3 protein-coding genes are annotated in these 1,456 nt (G+C 33.0%); all 3 read right to left on the bottom strand.

Going from position 1 to position 1,456, the window contains the following annotated elements:
• Positions 1-314 (bottom strand): hypothetical protein (locus B9N71_RS12655; RefSeq protein ID WP_143422171.1); only part of this gene is annotated, 314 nt, incomplete at its 3' end.
• Positions 315-417: 103 nt separating this feature from the next.
• Positions 418-852 carry a hypothetical protein gene (locus tag B9N71_RS12650; RefSeq protein WP_085166149.1) on the bottom strand — a complete coding sequence of 145 codons (435 nt, stop codon included), beginning with the start codon at positions 850-852 and terminating at the stop codon, positions 418-420.
• Positions 827-1,456 (bottom strand): M15 family metallopeptidase (locus tag B9N71_RS12645; protein ID WP_143422170.1); only part of this gene is annotated, 630 nt, incomplete at its 5' end. The genes B9N71_RS12650 and B9N71_RS12645, both read right to left, overlap by 26 nt.

The following is a 1,456-nucleotide window of genomic DNA, read 5'->3' as shown; positions in this document are numbered from 1 at the left end:
GGCGGTAGGTCTTTTTTTCGTTGAGTTGAATAAATCAGTGTGCCCGTTAAGATTTGGTGTAATGCCCGCATCGCTGGCGTGTAATCGGCTAAATCCAATTTAGCTACTTTATTCTTGCCAACCTTATCTGATAATTCACCTACCGTGGCTTTTTCTTCTATCGTTTCAAAACCAGGCCAGTGCCATGGACTACGCCGTTTGATATGCGCTTGTGCATTGTCTTTTATATTCACCCAACCTTGTATTGGTAGCGTTTGCTCATCCAGTGCCGTCACTTGGGCCCATTTTGTTTTTTCATCTTCTATCGCTATCAAGCCGTCATGCTCCAGTAAACTTCATTGATGCTCACTACTCGTTCTATGTTTTATTGTTATCTGATAAGTTTTACAATAAATCACGTATATCATTAATGATTCACTAAAAATTCCATGATAAACATTTTTTATTTTCATGAGCCTCACTTATTGCATCTGATAAAATTGATAAATCATCATTAGCATTTTTTTTATACATAGAATCAAGAGATACAGCAGAAATAATTTCTTTATTTTTAATAAAATATTTATTTTCAACAGTAAAAACGATTTCAGATTTTAAATTTTCATCATGATAACCAATTGGTATATTGTAGTATTCAGTGTTTGATAATACTTCAAATAAATCCTTTCTTTTACTAACAACAATTTTTGAACGGTATGTTTCACCATAAATTCTAAGATTAAGTTGCTTTTTCATACAATTTAACACTACACCTTCTGTCGCATGTAAAGATTCAAGTGTTATCTCTTCAGCTTTTAATCCGAATGATACGCATAAAATGTTAATGCTAATCAAATATAATATACCCTTCATTATCTAATTCTCCTTTATTATATTTTTCTAATAATTCCGATGCTTTATAACCAAAAGTAATTTCAAAATGAGGATAATCTTTTTGTTTTTTCCAATTACCGCCCCAAGAAAAACCATTTCTTATACCTACAGAGGATATTCTGATTAGAACGTTTTCGTCCCAATTAACTTTCTTATCTTTGATCTCTATAACATCTATTGCTAATCCATAATTATGGTAACTATATCCTCCTCTAACCCAAGTAACTATATTTCCAGATGTTGTACGACCTTGCTCATAAAGGCGATTTTGTTCATCAATAGTTCTAAGTCCTGTCGTAACTCTTAATTGTATTCCAAATTGTTCTTCTACATCGTTGATAAAATCTACCGCATTTTGACGAATTCTTGGGTGTAATAACGTAATTCTTGAATTTGTCACACTATCCCAAGTTTCTGTTTTCTTATTTTCTGTAACATTAAAATAATCCACCATCGCCACAGGATGAATAAACCACGCCTTGCCGTCAGTTGATAAATTGGATAGTTTCGGTGTATTAGTATTCGCATTGCTTTGTTCTGTGCTGGTTGTTTGATTTTGATTTTGAGCTTGCGCCTGTGCTTG

Source organism: Gilliamella bombi, from assembly GCF_900103255.1.
Taxonomy (GTDB): Bacteria; Pseudomonadota; Gammaproteobacteria; order Enterobacterales; family Orbaceae; genus Gilliamella; species Gilliamella bombi.
Note: the sequence above shows the minus strand (reverse complement) of the source record. Positions and strands in the feature narration are given on the sequence as shown.